General features: G+C 54.0%; 10 protein-coding genes and 1 pseudogene. All 11 read right to left on the minus strand.

Annotation, left to right across the window (positions count from 1 at the left end; translation table 11 throughout):
• Window positions 1-75: 75 nt before the first annotated feature.
• The 11 genes and pseudogenes from DDT52_RS12180 to DDT52_RS12230 all read right to left on the minus strand — a co-directional run bounded on the left by DDT52_RS12180 (window position 76) and on the right by DDT52_RS12230 (window position 18,114).
• On the minus strand, window positions 76-1,668 hold the full coding sequence (locus tag DDT52_RS12180) for an ABC transporter substrate-binding protein (protein WP_136156600.1): 1,593 nt from the start codon (window positions 1,666-1,668) through the stop codon (window positions 76-78).
• 78 nt (window positions 1,669-1,746) lie between these two features.
• Window positions 1,747-2,361, minus strand: a complete 615-nt coding sequence (gene ddpX / locus DDT52_RS12185) for a D-alanyl-D-alanine dipeptidase (protein WP_425591550.1) — start codon at window positions 2,359-2,361, stop codon at window positions 1,747-1,749.
• A 79-nt stretch (window positions 2,362-2,440) separates the two neighbouring features.
• Complete coding sequence (locus tag DDT52_RS12190; RefSeq protein WP_136156601.1) at window positions 2,441-3,313, minus strand: MurR/RpiR family transcriptional regulator; 873 nt, start codon at window positions 3,311-3,313, stop codon at window positions 2,441-2,443.
• A gap of 384 nt (window positions 3,314-3,697) precedes the next feature.
• The gene (locus tag DDT52_RS12195) at window positions 3,698-4,384 is read right to left on the minus strand and encodes a phage tail protein (protein ID WP_136156602.1); all 687 of its coding nucleotides are present in this window, start codon (window positions 4,382-4,384) and stop codon (window positions 3,698-3,700) included.
• 433 nt (window positions 4,385-4,817) lie between these two features.
• Window positions 4,818-6,920, minus strand: a complete 2,103-nt coding sequence (locus tag DDT52_RS12200; protein ID WP_136156603.1) for a site-2 protease family protein — start codon at window positions 6,918-6,920, stop codon at window positions 4,818-4,820.
• Entirely contained in the window at window positions 6,920-8,245 is a 1,326-nt protein-coding gene (locus DDT52_RS12205) for an efflux RND transporter periplasmic adaptor subunit (protein WP_247595522.1), read from the minus strand. Before DDT52_RS12205 ends, DDT52_RS12200 begins: the two co-directional genes overlap by 1 nt.
• The gene (locus DDT52_RS12210) at window positions 8,242-9,060 is read right to left on the minus strand and encodes an efflux RND transporter periplasmic adaptor subunit (RefSeq protein ID WP_425591551.1); all 819 of its coding nucleotides are present in this window, start codon (window positions 9,058-9,060) and stop codon (window positions 8,242-8,244) included. Before DDT52_RS12210 ends, DDT52_RS12205 begins: the two co-directional genes overlap by 4 nt.
• Before the next feature lie 118 nt (window positions 9,061-9,178).
• Entirely contained in the window at window positions 9,179-10,675 is a 1,497-nt protein-coding gene (locus DDT52_RS12215) for a TolC family protein (RefSeq protein WP_136156604.1), read from the minus strand.
• Between the two features lie 60 nt (window positions 10,676-10,735).
• Window positions 10,736-12,262: putative Ig domain-containing protein (locus tag DDT52_RS12220; protein ID WP_210732709.1), on the minus strand; the 1,527-nt coding region annotated here is incomplete at its 5' end.
• A 1-nt stretch (window position 12,263) separates the two neighbouring features.
• A pseudogene (locus tag DDT52_RS21500) lies at window positions 12,264-16,556 on the minus strand (Ig-like domain-containing protein); the annotation flags it as partial.
• Between the two features lie 415 nt (window positions 16,557-16,971).
• On the minus strand, window positions 16,972-18,114 hold the full coding sequence (locus DDT52_RS12230) for a M24 family metallopeptidase (protein WP_136156607.1): 1,143 nt from the start codon (window positions 18,112-18,114) through the stop codon (window positions 16,972-16,974).
• Window positions 18,115-18,135: the final 21 nt, after the last annotated feature.

The following is an 18,135-nucleotide window of genomic DNA, read 5'->3' on the forward strand; positions in this document are numbered from 1 at the left end:
CAGGCGCCGCCGGCCGGATAAACGGTGGTCATCAAGGATGGCGTTCGCAGACTGCTCAGCCTGCGTTTTTACCGGTTATTTCTTGCTCATCTGTCCGACGTTAAACACCTGTTCCAGCATCGGGTTGAACACAAATCCCCGCACCTCTTTGTTCATGGCGACCTGATAGTTTTTCTGGAATAGATAGACGTAGGCCGCTTCGTCGATCACCACTTTTTGTGCCTGCTGGTAGTAATCGGTACGTTGCTTCTGATCGGATACCTCGATGGCTTTTTGCAGCAGCGTGTCGACCGCCGGGTTGTCATAGAAAGCACGGTTACCCGGCAGCCCTTTCTTATTGGATTCAAACCAGTAGTTCATATACATATAGGGGTCGGCAAAATCCGGACTCCAGTTACCGATGGAGATGTCGTAATCCCCTTTACCGATGCGATCGCGCATGGTGGCGTTGGCCAGTTTTTCCAGCTTCACGCTGATCCCAACCGAGGCCAGACTGGCCTGCATGGAAAGCGCGATGGATTCCCAGTTCGGATCGTTATCCGAATAGAGGAAACTCAGCGTCTGGCCACGATCTTTCACATTAGCCAATGCCGCTTTGGCTTTTTCCGGGTCCAGGCTGTATTGCATCGCCGTGGCATCATAACCCCACATGCCTTCCGGGATCGGGCCGCGCATCTGTTTGCCGTTTCCGCCCAAAATGCCGTTCACCATGCCCTGATAGTCCGTCGCCCAGGAGATGGCGCGCCGAAAATCGGCGTTATCCAACGGCGCTTTGCCATTATTCAGGTACAGATAAGTCACCCGCAGCGCCGGATACTCCTCCACCGACACGACATCTTCTTTTTTCAATGCCGCCAGTTGATCCATCGGCAGGGAGTCTGCAATGTCAATGTCGCCACGGGACAGTTGCAGACGACGGCTGGAGCTTTCACCAATGATTTTTACCGTCACGCGTTTAAATGCGGGCGCCGGGCCGCTGTAGTGAGGGTTGGGCACCAGAACCAGCTGTTGTCCTTTCTGCCAGCGTTCCAACTTGTACGGCCCCGATCCGGCGGTGTTAGCCGCCAGCCAGCCTTTCCCCTGATCGTCAGGATGCGCTTTGGCGATAGCCGGGTTCACAATGCCTGCGCCGTCATTCGCCAGCGTATAGAGGAAAGGCGCAAAGACCGTTTTCAGCGTAAAACGCACGGTCATCGGATCGACGACCGTCACCGCCATATCTTTAGGAAACGCTTCCGACGGCCCTTGTCCCATCTCCATCAGGCGATCGAACGACCATTTCACCGCTTCTGCGTTCACCTCCGAGCCATCATCAAATTTCGCTCCCGGCTTCAGTTTGAACGTCCACACCAGTTGGTCGTCTGATGCCGTCCAGCTTTCCGCCAGTTCGCCTTCGACTTCCGTCGAGCCTTTACCGCCTTCAGTCTTGTACTGCACCAGCCGCTGATAGGCCGGGTAGGTTACCGTCCAGTCGTTGTTGTCAATGGTAACCGCAGGATCCAGCGTTTGCGGATCGGCCGCCTTGCCGATAACCAGCATATCCTTAGGCACGGCAGCCTCCGTCTGAAATGTGGCCCCCGCCACAGCAAACAGAACGGCTCCCGCCAGCAGACCACGGGTGAATCGGCGATGAAGCGGGGTAGGTACTTTGTCGCTAAAGATGCTCATGGGCAGACTCCTGGTATCAATCAATAAAAGGGCGAATAACGTCGTTTTTTACCTGCAAGATTTGCTGCATATCAGTCATCAGCCGGCGTTTATCGGCGGATAACAACCGAAACGATCGGTTAATAACGGGTATTCCCGCGCGTTGGGTAATTCAAAATGCCACCACTCGCTGGCAATGCCGCGATAGCCGCCAGCCTGCATCACTGCGTTTAATAACAATCGATGACGCTGTATCTGTGGAGGAAGATCGGGATAAAAGGGATGCGAACGTTCATTCATTTCGTCAAACGCGGCGCCCATATCGAGCGCCGCGCCATGCTCATCCAGCAGCGTGAGGTCAATGGCGACGCCACGGCTGTGATGGGAACCAAGACGAATATCCACCACATATTCGGGATTCGGAAACGCCGTCCACAGACAGACCTGCGCCTGCTGCGGGCGATAGGCGTCAAAAATTTTCAGGTTAAAACCAGCCAGCCGGGCCACATCGGCACAGCGAACCAGCGCCTGCGACGCATCCGGGTGCAGCAGGCAACGGTGTTCACGGTAAATCGGCTGTCCGGTCAGGTTATCGTCGGTGGCATATTTCAGATCGATAACCACCTCCGGCAGCAGCGCCGCGACATCGACCAGTTCCACGCCGTCATCTTTCTTCATCAAACCGTTTTGCGTCACGGTGTATTCCTCATTCATCAGACTATGTTTATCCGGGCTATAGCGACCAACGCGATATTTGCTGAAACGAGTGGTTCAGGGCCATCGGCTCGTTTCGTCACGACTCAAACTGGCCAAACTGCTTTTGCAGCGTCCGGTTTTCCGCCAGCCGCTGCTCGGCGTCAATGCCGCGCAGCTCCAGTACCGCAGAGGTCAGCAGGTTGAACAGGCAACTGAGCGGCGCCAGTGAATCCCAGAACTGGCCGGTATCGGTCTTCACCTGTAGCAGATCCACCGGATAGTCCCGCGCCCAGGGACAGTAAATGTCGGTAATCAAGGCCAATGACAGGCCGCGTTCACAGGCGGCATGACAATATTTCTGCGCCACCACCGAGTAGGCGCGCGTGTCCGTCACCACCAGATACGGGGTATCGAATTCCGAATTCAGCGATTCCACATAGGTTCCCGACAGCCCGTCGGCGAAGTAGACTTTGGGGCGCAGGTACTCAAGGTGGCTGTAAAACGCATTGGCGATGCCGCGCATAGACTGAATCCCCAGAATGAATACCGCATCAGCATCAGCCAACCGGCGACTGATGCGGGTAAAAACCTCTCCCTGCGCCAGTTGATACACATGGTTGATCGCGTCCAGCTCCAGCGTCAGCGCCTGTTGCAGTTTCTCGTGCTGCGGCTGCCGCCGGCGCTGCTGATATACGCCAAGCCGATCCGTTACCAGCCACGGCTGATAAACCCCGCCATTCTGCTGACGCAATGTGCGTTTGAAATCATCCAGATTGCGATATCCGAGGCTGCGCAGATAGCGACCGACCGAAATACCGGTGGTGGCGGCACTGCGGCCAATGCTGTCCGCGGTTTCAAATGGCACCTGCGCCAGATTGGCAAGCAGATATCCGGCAATACGTTTACCGGTCGGCGTCTGCCCGGCGAACGATGCTTCAATCTGTGCAATCACATCGTGATGATCGGCCATACCCGTCCTTTGTTGTTCCGCTATCAAAACCGGGTTAAATGTTAGTTAGCTAACAAAGCATGGACTGTGCCAATCTGCACTGACTTGATTAATTTCATTAATAAACAAAGGATTATGGAGGAATGCGATGTCATTGCCTCTCATAGGCAGGAAACCGAAGATTGAAATCGGGAGAGTCACTGCACAATAACAAGGCAGTTGCCCCAAAAATTAACAAAAGTTCAACTAATGGAAAAACGATGAGGAGGTAGAGCTTCAGCGAGAAAGAAAATCATGCAACCGGATTCACCACATCAACCTGAAGAATGGGATCCATGCTTGTCTGCGTATTTGCCTTTATTGCAGGGTTATTCGCGTTCAGGCGGATAACCCCGCAGCATGATATTAATCTCGGGTTGGATAAATGCCGAGCGAAGCAATGCACGCTTTCAGAGCAATTTGAGGCGATATAATATCGAATGACTGAGAACCCCCGTTAGGTTGTACCGCAATCGTCCCGCCCGAGCCACCGCCGCTCACGCCGCCTAACGGAACCTGCGTGCCGCCGGCAGGCGCATAAATTCTTGCCGCCGGGGTGCTCGCCGCCGCTAACTGATTGTTCGCCGCCGATGGCGTAGCGGACACGCCCGCATTCTCCGTCGCGTTAACCACCACGGTCGTTCCCGGCGTTGGCGACAGTGTAGCCAGATGGCTATGGGCCGGCATTTGCGCCACCGTCAACGTTACTTTTTCATTTCCCCGGGTGGACCCCATTGGGGCATCCGTCAATCCCGGTCCCTGCCCCTGGCCTATCGGGGATCTGCCACGGAGGTCGGGCAGTTGGAAAGTGGTACGCCCATCACCACCATACCGGTTGCCGAGCAGGGAATACAGTGCCTGATAACTACTGATTTGTATCGTTTGTCCCTCCGCAGCAAGGTATCCAGTGGGGCAAAACGCCACGGCGGTGAAACAGACCGAGCCGATATACGGACTATCGGCACTGCATGTCGCCATTGCCCCCGGCGAAACAGCAACCAATGTGAGGCCCGAGGCCAGCATATAACAACAGCTTTTCAGACGAAATTTCATATGAACCTTCCTTATTCCTTGCCATTGACATAAAGCGATATCCCGTCATCCTTCAAGTGCAGAGGCGCTGGCTGCTCGCCTTTCTGCAACTCGAATTATTTAAGGTATATAGTGATATCGCCAAAGCGTTAACGATCGGTACCGCGCTTATTCGCCCAGATAAATGGGATGAATTAGAATACATACTGAAAGCAGTCCTGCTTATTTATGTATAGATTTAAATTGCATTTCGTCAAATATTCGCCCGGCAACTTTTTATTTCTATAATCATCAGGTTATTTTTATTTCTCTATTGAGATTTAATGATTATAAAAAACCGACATTCCCCAGGGGCGTTATACTTGGCAGAGATATAAATAGACTGCTATTAATATATTCACAATATACCGGAAAGGCCAGCGTACCGGCTATTTAAAAGATAACAGCAACTGCGTTAAAAACCGCTTTCTCTCACGCCAATTGCCGCTAACCGCCGCCAGATACTGGTAAACAATGATTCTCTTTCACCATTAATCACCACCACGCCACGTAATGGCTGCTTTGGCAAGGCCCTATCCGAGGTTACGTCAATGTTTACACCGTACCAGGCTTGCACCGGCCGGGGCTTTTTCTGATCGTCGCGGCGCACTGCAATCGGCCCGCCGCGATCGGAAGCCAACATTTCGCGATCCAGCGCAGTAATGCCGGTAGGATCGATCGCCTGCACCAAGGCTGACGTTGCCGGCCAGACAGGATCGTCAGCAATAAACTTCCCCGTTGTTCCTACGCTGACACGGTGCAGATTATCCTCACGCAGATAGCCCCGCAGCCGCCCGCTGCGGGTATCGACGATGCGAAGCACCGGCGATTCCGTGCCAAGCCAGCGCCCTGCCGTCAGATCAATGGCCACATCTCTGACCTGACCCGACTGCGGCGCCCGAATCTGCAAACGTGTCTGCTGTGCGCGCAGTCCCCGATATTGTGCCAGCGACTCGGCCAGCTCCTGTTCAAGAATCAGTGTTTCACCAATGGTGTCGCGGCTCGCCGCCTGCCGACGCAGCTGTAGTTGCAGAATAGCGATACGTTGACGCGCGATCAGTAAACGGAAATCCAGATCCGCCGACGTCAACTCCAGCAACAGATCCCCCGCTTGCACTAATTGACCATCCGTCACGTGCAGCTGGCGTATTTGCGCCGGTACAGGCGCATACAGCGTGCTGGTGCGCGGCGCTTCCAGGATTGCGGGCATCTCCACCTGGCTCCGCCAGGGGAAAAACAGCAAGGCCGACAGCAATAGCACCAACAGCCCGGTTCTCAGCACAGCAGACAGCCGGGAGCGCTGACGCTGTTTCCACCACTGTACGAACTCCTGAATGATGGGTAAACCAATAAACCAGCTGATTTCAACCAGCATAAGGAAGATACCTAATACTTTGAAAAAATAGTGATAAACCGCCAACGCAATGCCGAAGAACAAAAAAAAGCGCCAAATCCAGGACGCGTAGCCCCACAGCAACAACCGGCGTCCCATCCGCGGCGACCAGCGCTCCGGCGGCGGTTCGCCATAACCGAACAAGGTTTCCCGCAAATGCCAGCGGCACAGGGCATATGCCCGCCCTTGCAGGTTATCAATCCGCCAGAAGTCGCTTAGCATAAAGTAGCCATCAAAACGCATCAGCGGGTTGATATTAATAATGATTGTCGTAATCCAGGTCGCGCTGGACAACAAAAAGGCCGCCGAATGCAGCGGCCCTTCCGGCAATACCGACCAGGCTAACAGTGCCACGGTGGCAAGCAACAGCTCCGCCAGAATGCCGCCGGCACCGATTAACAGACGCGCGCGGTGTTCTTTGACGCGCCAGGCGTCGCTGACGTCAGTATAAAACATGGGAAACATGACGATAAACGCCACGCCCATGCTTTGCACCCGGCACCCGGCTTTCTTCGCCATGTAGGCATGGCCCAATTCATGAATCAACTTGGCGAACACCAACGCGCAACCAAAGGCAATCATGCCTTCCATACTGAACAGATGGGGAAACGAGCTGCGATAGCGCGGCCAGTCACGGCTAACCAGAAATAAACCAAGCAGGAACAGAACCGGGAAAGCGAATCGCAATAGCGAAGAACCGTACTTTTGCAGCCAGGGCCAGGTTTTATTCAAAAACGGTTCCGGTCGCCACAGTGGAATACGGAAAAACAGATACTGGTGCAGCGCCTGTTTCAACAGGCTTTGGCGACGGCTCGCCGCTTTTATGGCGTAGCTGCCGCGCTGTTCGGGATCGCTGGCGGCAATCAAATCATGAACACGCAGAAAACGCAGGAAGCTATCAAGTTCATCATGGCTTATCGGCACACCCGGCTCCCGGTTGACCGCTGAAATCACCTGCTCGCTGTCCTGTAATGACCAATGACGGAGCAAACGAATCGCCGTGTTATTCAACTTGAAATAACGCCCGGAAATGCTGTCGGCCAGCGTCCACTGGGGAGAGCCATCCAACGCTGGCGCGGCCCCGGATATTTGCAGGTCGTCGCGCAGTGGAGGTAAGGCCGCCATTATATCCCCACGGTCTTACGCAATGCCGCAACCGGGCGGCGGAAAAGGTACATCCCCAGCGGGACATAATTACCATAAATTTTTGCCGTGCCCCGCAGGCCGATACGCGGCACGGCATCCACGAAACGGGCATCCAGCCGGTAAGCCAATGTGCCGTAATCCGTTAACGCCGACTCATAAGCAATACGCTCGAGGCTGGCGGCGTAACGCGTCAGCGGATCGCTATCCAGGAACAGGGCAACATCCGCCGCATCGGGAAACTGAATCGCATCGCCAACGTCCAGTTCGATTTTTAACTCCGCCTGCTGCGGATTGGCGAGTTCCATCAACCGTTCGCCTGTTCTGACTGGTTTTCCCATCAGGCGATCCACATCCGCAAATACGACGATGCCGTCGCGTTCGGCTCGAACATCGCTACGTTGCAACAGGTCGCGGGCATACATCAACTCAGAACGCTTCTGCTCTACCTGTGCAGCGAGCAAATCGAGTTTTGATTTTGATTCCGCATCCTGAAAGGCTCGCTGCGTTCCTGTTCGCAATTCGGCTTCCGCCACTCCCAACGCGCGCTCGGCAACATCGGCCTGCGCTTTTAACGTCGTGCTGTCGAAGCGGACCAATACATCCGCTTTCCGTACGATCTGGTTAGGTTGCACCATCACTTCCGCAATCACGCCATCCAGCGGTGCGGTCACCACCCGTGCGCCAAGCGGCACAACCGCCGCGGGCGCTAATACTGACTGCCTTATCGGGATCAGCAGCACGCCGACAACGATCGCCGCCCCCGCCAGAACCTTGATTTTAGGCACGCCGGGCCGCCAGGCTTTACGCGGTTCCAGCGCCAGCCAGGCATGTCCGTAAGCGTCCGCCAGTTGTTCGATCAGCCGCTGTTCCGCCTCCTGCCAGGGCCGCTCGCGGGCATACCATAACCCGCCAATCAACCGCTCATGGCGATCCTTCAGCGGCACCCAAAGCGTTTCCGCCGCCGAAAGGGTTTGCCAGTCATGCCGTGTCTGCGCATCCAGCCACTCGGCCCGCACCGTCGTAACGCGTTGCGCCCGTTCCTGCTGTCCCGTGATGAGCTGTTTAGCCGCCCGCTCAATAAACGCAATAAACGGGGCATGCGGATCGGGAACGGAAACACCGGTCACCGCCCGAACGCGGCCGTTGATCACCAGCGCCACATGACGAAAGCCAAACAGGCTTTGACTGTCATTGACCATTGAATAGGCCAGCGTTTCGGTCGTTTTGGCGGCTCTGGCCAATCCCTCGAGGTGGATAAATTGGGCAAACGCCCGCTCTGCGTGTAATAAATCGGGCTCGTTCACGGTGTCTCCGTGAAACGCGCATTACCACTCATCCCGGCCAGTAAACTGCCGTCCGGTTTTATCACCTGACCGATCAGCGTTAACGTCTGGCTGCTTTCATCAATACGCGCGCCGATTCGCAACACTTCAGCCTGTAATGGTACGCCCGTTTCATCCGGCGTGAAGGTGAAGGTTTGTTTGGCTTTCAACGCAGACAGCCAGCGGGAAGGCACCAGCAGATTGATCTCCAGATGGCGGTTATCCACGATCTCAATCAGCGGCGTTCCCTGACTGACATATTCTGAGACCTGGACCTTACGAGACACCACCTGTCCGGCAAAAGGCGCAACAACACGGCAGCGGCTGGTTTGAATCTGGTAGACCTGACTTTCCGCCGAAGCCTGCGCCAGACGGGCTTCAGAGAGCGCCACCGCATTGCGGCCAACGGATTTCATATCGGCCAGCTGTCGGTTCTGGCTCAATTCCTGCTGTGCGGCCCGCATCGCGGCCTGTGACGCGGCGAACTGCGCCTGATAGGCGGAACAGTCAAAACGGACCAGCAAGTCACCTTTTTGGAACGATTCACCATCGCGAAAAGGCATTTCCAACACTTTTGCACTAAGCTCGCTGGACAGGACGGCCTGATCGACCGCTCGCAGCACCCCACGGGCCTCTTTGTCCGTGGATGCCGAACCGGAAGCAGGTGATGAATCAAGCTGCAATTCATCCTCTGTTGTTGCTGCCTGAACCGTCGTCATGGCTCCGAAAATCGATGCCAGCAACAGGAAGGATAATGCGCTATGCCGAAACGTTGCTTTATTATTCAAATTATTCACCCAGCGTACATCGAGTGGTTTATTCATCGACCCGCCAGCGCGCCGACAGGCCGCTGGTGTCGTTATCGTCCCTGAAAACGGGATCACATCCCAATTTTCATAGCGTTTTCATACGCCATTACATCGTAATATTCCCTGCTGCCCAGCGTTTTTCCGTCTGATCGAGCGCACGCCCGACTGACGGGATATCATTCAACGTTTGGGCGGCAGGTAACGGATCCAGACCCGCGGTGACAAAAATCTGACCATAGGCGTTACGCAATTCAGCGTAGGCCAGATCGTTACGCAGCGAGGTATTCACCGCGTTTAATTCCCCCTGAATGAGCTGCAACTCACCAATATTGCCCGCTTTGTAACGATTATTCAGTTGTTCAAGAATATCGGCGTCAAGCTGCTGTAACTCTTTACCGGTGTGATATTGCCGCCGTGCTTCATTGAAATTGGCCCGGGCAACGTACAACTGCGCCAGTACCGCCATCGACATCGCCTGGCGACGCACTTCGGAAACGGTTTCGCCTGCTTTGGCGACATTATGGGCCGCAGGACCGGATAGCAGATTAAACAGGTTCCACGTCACTTTTACCCCGGCATCGGCCCAGTGCTGATTGACCAGGAACGAGTTGCTGTCGTAGTTACCGCCCACCGACAGTTCGATACCCGGCAACATGCGCAGCAGCGATTTACGGGTTTCCGCCGCGCTGATACGAACCTGATAATCCTGTTCCCGCAGTTCCGGGCGATTCACCAGCGCCGCTTTTTCCAGTTCGCTGAACGCCACGTTCAACGTCGGCTCAGACAATTCATTTTCCTTCGGCATCACCAGCGTGTAATCGGTGGCCAAAGGCAGGTTCATCAGGGTTGCCAGCTCGGTTTTCGCCAACGAGAGCGCCCGGCGTTGCTCTTCCAATTGACGGGTCGCATCCAGCAAGGCGCGCTGATAACTGTAAGCCTCGATCAGATCGCCCACCTTCTGTGTCGACATTTTCTGGCTATTTTCACGCGCCATATTAACTCGTTCAATTAACGAATCGATACGATGCAGCAATCGTTCGGCCGCCACGGCGCGCCAGTAGGCGGACTGAACATCCTGAACGATGGTGTGTGTTACCTTGCGGCGACGTTCTTCGGCAATCCAGCGCTTATCCGACTGCTGATGCGCCGTAACGTAGCTGACGCCGAAATCGAGGATATTCCATACCATGGTCAGGTCAGCCACCCGTCGTGTTTGATCCTGCGAGGTTGACGGCTCCAGAGACTGGCTTCCCGTTTCGATACTGCGACTGCTGGAGGCGCTCACGTTACTGCGCGTGACATACCCGGCGTCCGCCGCCATTTTAGGCAACATATCGAAGCGTGATAAATCAACCTGCTGCTGCGCCAGCGCGTGTTCCATTACTTTCAGACGCGCTTCAAGGTTATATTTGAGCGCTCTCGCCATCGCATCATGCAACGTAATCGGCGCAGTGACCGGCTCCTGATTACTGAACATCACGCGAAGATCGGCATTCGCACGCGCCATGCTTGCTGATTTATCAATCGGCTGTGTTGAGACGGCGCACCCGCTGATCATTAACGCAATAATAGTGACGCTGAATATTTTTGGGCATCGTTGCATAATCGTTAATTCCTTACCCTTGTTATTGTCTTCTTTCTTCATCCGGCCTTTGCTGTGTGTTTAAACTGGCCGTTTAACGTTTTGTAACGCCCCTTCAATAGAGGCAATTCTCTGATATTCATACTCATCCAGCTCTTTTAGCTGTTGGCTGAATACGGGCGCACCAAAAACGGATGTCGGGGTAGCCATTGACGCCATGTTAGCGTCGGAAACGTTCTGCCAGCTCCCGTCGGAGAAGATCTCCAGCGCCGTACTATCCGGCAGGGACGGACCGGCAAAGAGGCCCGCCAGCGTGGAGCGCCCCCCGAGTGTCTGATTGAGATCGGATGTATTGCCGCGCACAATGCCGGACTCATAATGGTTAACGCCGTTATTGGAGAACACCATGGCAATATTTGACGGCGCAACGGCTCTGCCTCCCTGAGCCGACGCGCTGAAGATGACCGACGTCCCCGGCGTGGTATCGCCAGGCGTCGGCGCGTTGAACAACGAAGAAGGCGCACCCAATAACCCACCGCTACCCGCATCAGTCTGATTAAGCAGCGAGAGCTGGCTTTGATCTCCCGTATTGCTTATTGAGATAACCAGTTTCGAACGGCCGCCCATTGCTCTGAATTCAGGATCCCCATCCAGTTCGACTAACCGTTGAACAGAGAGTACGAATACCGCGCTGACGCTGGCCCCCTGCAAATCAGTCGCGGTCACACGGATCGAGATATCCCCGCTATTGTCATTGGCCGGCGTCCCCATGAATATCCCCGTCGCCGGATCAAAACTCAGCCAGGCGGGCAGCGCGGCACCATTGCTTAATGTTGCACTGAGACTCAATACATCGCCGACATCAACATCAGTAAACGTATCGGCCGGTATCTGAAAACTAAAGCGATGGCCGCCGATAGTACGTTGATCGCTAATACCCACCGTTTCAGGCGCATCGTTCGTATTGTTAACGGTTAATACGAAATCACTCGATACTGAGACATCATTTTTATCGGTAGCCGTGACCCGGATATTCAACATACCGACGTCACCATTCTCTGGTGTACCGGAAAAAGTCTGCGTCTGCGCATCGAAGACTAACCAGTCCGGCAAGGCAGAACCGTTTGCCAGTTCAGCGCGGTACGTCAGCGTCTCGCCCGTATCGCTGTCCGTGAAAACATCAGGCGGTAGCGTAAAGTTAAAAACATCGTCTTCATTGGCAGTTTGATTGTCGATTCCTGATGAAACAGGCGCCGTATTGGTATATATCGCCCCATTTATGCTCTGGTTTACCTGATTGCCCGCATTATCCATCACACCCGCATTACTGCTGTTGAACACCAACTGTACGGTTCCGGCGCCGACCACATTCACCAAATCAATCCGATAGGTTGTTGAACTCAGGGCCGTCACAGAACCGATCGCTGCCGTTGCGCTACCGGTATTCACCAGGGAAAAATCACTGATATCAACTCCGGTCACCGACTCCGAAAATACCAGTGTATAGCTCAACGTCTGCCCTGCCGGTGTGCTATCCAGCGTCAGGCTGACCGGTTCTGGCCGTTCGGTATCAATGCCGTAGTAGTTCGAATCGGTGGTGCCGGCGCCNTTCGGTATCAATGCTGTAGTGGTTCGAATCGGTGGTGCCGGTGCCGGTGTTACCCGCCGCATCCGTCACCCCGCTGTTATCCAGCGTGATCAGGCTGGCGGCATTGGTCACATTGGCGGCCGGTGTGAAAATGGCGGTCCAGGTAATGCCGCCATCGGACGAGCTGACCGGGCTTAGCGTGCCGTTAGCCACCGTCAGATCGGCATTGGTAAAGCCGCTCACCGCCTCCGAGAAGGTGATGGTCACCAGCGAGGTTTCTCCCGCCTTCAGCGCCGTCTCCGCCACCACAATGGTCGCCGTGGGCCGTTCGGTATCAATGCCGTAGTGGTTCGAATCGGTGGTGCCGGCGCCGGTGTTACCCGCCGCATCCGTCACCCCGCTGTTATCCAGCGTGATCAGGCTGGCGGCATTGGTCACATTGGCGGCCGGTGTGAAAATGGCGGTCCAGGTAATGCCGCCATCGGACGAGCTGATCGAACTCAGCGTACCGTTAGCCACCGTCAGATCGGCATTGGTAAAGCCGTTCACCGCCTCCGAGAAGGTGATGGTCACCAGCGAGGTTTCTCCCGCCTTCAGCGCCGTCTCCACCACCACAATGGTCACCGTGGGCCGTTCGGTATCAATGCCGTAGTGGTTCGAATCGGTGGTGCCGGCGCCGGTGTTACCCGCCGCATCCATCACCCCGCTGTTATCCAGCGTGATCAGGCTGGCGGCATTGGTCACATTGGCGGCCGGTGTGAAAATGGCGGTCCAGGTAATGCCGCCATCGGACGAGCTGATCGAACTTAGTGTACCGTTAGCCACCGTCAGATCGGCATTGGTAAAGCCGCTCACCGCCTCCGAGAAGGTGATGGTCACCAGCGAGGTTTCTCCCGCCTTCAGCGCCGTCTCCGCCACCACAATGGTCGCTGTCGGTAACACGCCATCAACGATAATGTCTTTCTGATCGGCCAAAGAGCTACCACCGCCCAAAGCCGGTAACGTCAGCACAGCATCAAGACCGCTGCTATTGCGAATCACTGCGCCATTAAGCGACAGAGCCGCAGTACTTGCATAATTCAGATCGGCGCTCAAATCGCTACTCTGTACGGTGTAACTGAAGGTAAGCGTGTTACTTCCCGATCCAGAAACATAGCTCGCTTCACGATCAACCACGCCGGTTTCCAACAATAATGTTGGCACTCCGCCACTGGTATCTACCATGACGGCAGAGTCGAACGCCACAGAGACATAAATGGTGTCGCCAATTTTATAAGTACCGTTCGCAGTACCTGAGCTGACGCCGGTGACGTAGGGGTTATTCGGATCCACCGTCACACTGATGACATTGGTATCCGTTTGTGCGCCCCCTGAACCGGACGCCCCCTGATCGTTACTGGTAATCACGATCTCAGCACTGCCGTTATAGCCGCTGGCCGGCGTATAATACATCCCGTTAAGCGCGCTGTTTATATCGCTCAAGCTGCCGCTGAATGACATAGTGGCGTTACCCGTCCCCGAACCGACAAAGAAAGTCAGACCGGTAACTGACGACAATGTCAGCACCCCGTGCGTCGCGGCCAGCGTAATTGACATCGAATTACTGCCGATATCGACATCGCTGACAGAAATCAGATTGCCATTGGCAGAATTGAAAACCAGGATACCGTCCTGCGCTACATTTTGTGCGCCGGGGACATTGTTGACCGGTGCATCATTGACCGCCGTCACCGTCAACGTCAGCGTTGACGTTGCGGCTTCAGAACTGTCGGTTCCGCTGTTACCGGGATCAAGGCCGGTATTGCCTCCATCATCAATCGTCACGGTAAGCGTAACATTACCCGTCGCATGACTGGCGGTAGTAAAGGTCACGTTGCTGGCGGCAATAAAAGCGTTAACATCGGCAATCGAACCAACCAGCGTCAGTTGCCCGGTTCCACTCCCGGTTACGGTCACGCCCGAGCCACTGGCCGCAGCCAGAGAGCCGCTTCCCACCGAAAATGCCACGCTGACGCTGGCGTTGCCTGAATCGACATCCGCAAAGCTAATCCCCGTTATCGGGGTGACGACATCTTCATTAACATTGATTACCGCGGGAAGCGTTATCGTGGGAGCATCATTGATAGCGATAACCGTCACAACAGACGAGATTGCCAGAAAGGTAGTATCCACACCGCCATTACTGGTGCCGCCATTGTCGGTAATACTGGTTAACGTCACGATCCGGTTTGCCGCCGTCGGATTGTCACTGCTGTTTTGATAGGCCAGACCATCAATCAGACCCGTAGCGGCGGACATACTCACCCCACCCGATTTGCTTAACGTAACCGTTGCGGTTCCGTCAATCACGCTGATGCTGTAATCCATACCATTAGCGGCTGTTGTACCACTGTTGCCATTCGTCAGGCTGAGACTGGTACCGTCAACCATCAGGATTTCACTACTGCCGTCCGTCAGGTTGCTCACGGTTAGCGTAAATTGGGTAACGGTCTGACCGGACTCAACGGTGCTGATCAACACGCCGCCAAACAGATCTACCGCACTGCCATTTTCGGTATAGGTTGGCGAATTCCCCGTTGCCAAGATCTCCGGTGCATCATTAACGGCGGTCACGCTGACGGACACCGTGGCGGCAGTGCTGGTGGCGCCATCACCGTCGTTAAGCGTCACCGATACCGTGCGCATGGCGGTGGAAGGGTCAGCGTTATTGGTGTTCTGATAGGAAAGCGCGCGAACCAGTGCCTGAACCGCAGCCGGCGTGGCATTGGCGTTGAACGTCACCACAAGATCGTTGGCGCCGCTACCGCCGGTATAACTGCCAATCACCGTTCCATCATAAGAAATCGCCGAACCCGCGATCCCGATCTGTCCCGCATCGGTTCCCTGATTGACGATGCCCAACACATCTTCATCGTTGCTGCGGTTGGCAATGATAGAGACCGTCAAACTACCGCCATCGAAATCCGCCGAATCCGTATCGGTGACGGTGGCATTACTACCGGCATCCAGCAGAACGCCGCTTCCTCCTTCCGTGAAGCTCACGCTGTCGCCATCAAGATTACCGATAACAGGCGGTACCGACAGCGATTTAATATCGGTGATATTAATATCCTGCAAAACCGAATAATCATCCGAGGTGATCACCACCTCGGTGACATCATTAATGGCGATGGGAAAACTGGTTATGGAAGAAAAACTACTCGAGCTGACTGAAATATTAAAGGATACGGTTGATCCACTGCCATAGGTCACGAAAAAATGCACAACACCCGTCAGCGCACCAGCATTTAATGAAGTAAGATCAAAAGTATATCCGGTGGGTGCGGTGATCGTGAGCTTGGTATCGCTGCCGTTCACCTCGCCCTCCAACGCATAAAGCCCCTCAGTGCCAAATGAATAGTCAGTGCCTAACCCACCGGTTCCCGAGCCGCCGGAAAAGGTGATCTGGTGACCATCCACCGTACGAGTTATCGAGGTATCGGTATAGCCCAAATCGCCATCCGCATCGCTAAACGTCACGACGGTCAGCAATTCCTGATAACTATCGACGGTCAGCGCCAGTGATTCCACCTCGCCAAGCGTTTTTTCCAGCACCCAGTCGCCGCCAATCACGCTGCTGCCCGTTGCATTAATTGAAGCGGCCACATCTGCACCGGTTGCGGCAGCAAGCCCGGCAATAAAGGCATCGCCATGAGCGCCTGCGGCGACATCACAGCCGTAAAGCAGTAAATCGCCGTCTGCGGTCAAGGCATTACCAATAACCGCAAGTTCTGCCTGAACATTTTCTGACTGCAAAACGGTTTCGGTCAGCAGTGTTGTACCCAGATTCAGCTTTCCTTCGGAACCGTGGGAGAAAATATGAATAGCGTCATAACCGGTGTGAGCGGCAGCCCACTCGGCAATCTGCTGTAAGCCATCCTGATCGCCGTTAATCAATACGATCTCAACGCCGGGTTTAATTCCCGCCACCAACGTTTGGTAATCCCTGACCGAGGTATCAATAAACGCGACCTCTTTACGATCGGACGCCGTTTCGTCAGTCACCGCTGTCACATCGATATTCTGAGTGGCCTGTACCACGCTGTCGTCAGGGTTGTTTTGCGCTGTTGCCGTCGTATTGTTCACGGCGTGGTCAATAGTGGAATCAGAGGTCGTCGCTGCCGTTTCAGCTACCGTTGCAGCAATCGCACCATCGAATAACATTCGGGGTTCCAGCACGTAAGCTGGAAAAGAGGGAGCAGGCGCATGATCCGCTGCTGTATTTTTATTATTGGATCGCAGATTACGAATAAACCAATTACACCATGCCATCATAGGCTCCTTCAGCAGCGCAATGCGCTCTACGGGATATTGAATTTTAATAATATATTTTGGTGTTTATCCATCCTGACCGAACTGACGAGCACAGCAAGGAAAGAAAGCAGGGTCTAAGAAAAGAATCCGCCTCCATATTTCCATAAGTTGATACTTTTTAACAATAGATTTAAAACAGAAATATTTCATTAACGACCTAAATATTTCCTAATATTATGAATTTATTTAGCCGGTCGTGGATAAATACGGGTGGGGTTGGTTGCGAAGTTTGAAGCTCAGGATCCGATTTATGCTCGTGGTACACGCCAGCCAACCCCATCCGAAGATGGAGTTCAGCCGGTCAATACCCAACGGCGACCCCGGCTTCCTGAACCTTTACACGCGGGGGATTCAGAACTAAAGCCCGAGGCAGGCTTCAGTCAGCAATAAATAGCCGGCGTGGAGTTTGCGTCAGCCGTTCATGCCCTTGTTCGGTAATGGCAATCGTCTCGCTAAATGCCAAGCCTTCCGCATAAATATACATATGAAACACCATGCCTGGTTTCAGACGCCATTCCGCGTTAGGTACGAAAACGCGACTGAAATCGCTGGTATGAGGCGTCGAAATCGAATAATAGCCTAAGTTATACCCCGTAATACTGGCATAATCATCCCGTAACCCAGCAACAAGTACCGCATCGCGAACTAGCGCATCAATATCCTTTGCCACCGCCCCAGGCCGCATAGCGGCAAACTGTGCATCTTGGATATGAATGAGTTGCTCAGCGATTTCGCGCTGCCGTTGCGTTGCCTTGCCAATGATGGCTGGCCGCATCAACCGGGCACTGTAACCATGAAGAGTCGACAACAGTTCCATATGCACAATATCTCCCTCTGCTAAAGGATGATTGTGCAAATTACCGTGCAAAAAGCTGTTGCCGACCCCTGTTGTGATAATGCCATAGCGATGAGAGTCCATTCCATTCTCCATAAGTACCTGGTGAACGATGGTCGCGGCATCCCGTTCAGTCTTCCCTACCCTTAATCCAGCAACAGCGGCAGATAATGCTATATCTGCCACTTGTGCGGCTTTGGCAATATAACTAATCTCTCTTTGTGATTTACATTCCCGCAGTTGTTCCAGCACACCAGAAAAATCCCGAAAGGATTGTCCTGGGAAACCGTTTTGTAAACGATTAAAACGCTTCACCGTCATATTGTATGAGTCAAAATCCATCCCGATATGCAACCGATCCCACCCACGCGCTATGAGCGTATCAATCAAAACATCAATCGGATCCTGCCAGTCAGAAAAGGTTACCATATCTGTGACCCAGCTGTTTTCCTGAAAGGTATGCGCATCCATGGCGCGGAATATCATCACTGGCTCATCCTGCAATGTCAGTAGACATGCCCGATACATATTCTCGGAAATACCAAAACCGGTCAGGTAAAATAAAAACTCCGTCTGATCGATTATCAGTAATTCGATATTCTTCTCTCTCATATGAGAACGGACTATATCGACCCTTTGATGATATTCCTCTGGTGTGAATATTATTTCTTTATCACTATTCATTTTATCCCCATCACTCTTCGC

It is taken from the genome of Brenneria roseae subsp. roseae (assembly GCF_003115845.1).
GTDB lineage: Bacteria > Pseudomonadota > Gammaproteobacteria > Enterobacterales > Enterobacteriaceae > Brenneria > Brenneria roseae.